The organism is Mameliella sp. CS4, from assembly GCF_019392335.1.
Classification (GTDB): Bacteria; Pseudomonadota; Alphaproteobacteria; order Rhodobacterales; family Rhodobacteraceae; genus Antarctobacter.
Genome location: NZ_JAHXRQ010000214.1, coordinates 1 through 256 on the forward strand (window position 1 = coordinate 1; position 256 = coordinate 256).

Below are 256 nucleotides of genomic sequence, written 5' to 3' on the forward strand. Positions count from 1 at the left end.
TGATCAGCAGGCGCTTGAACGGCGACAGCAGGTCAGCGACTTCGGTGACGATCACGTGCTTGACGGCGGTCTTGGGCACGACTTTTTCAGCCAGGTGCGCCATGTTGGCCAGGCAAACCAGAGCCTTGGCTCCGGAATCATTGAATTGGTGTTCCATTTCCCGCGCGGTGTACAGCGGGTTGGTGTTGACCACGATCAGGCCCGCACGAATGGCGCCGAACACGGCGACCGGGTATTGCAGGACATTGGGCAGTTG

1 protein-coding gene is annotated in these 256 nt (G+C 59.8%); it reads right to left on the reverse strand.

Annotated elements, in window-relative coordinates:
- A partial coding sequence (locus tag KZZ07_RS27150; RefSeq protein ID WP_219520114.1) for an AMP-binding protein occupies nt 1–256 on the reverse strand: 256 nt, incomplete at both ends.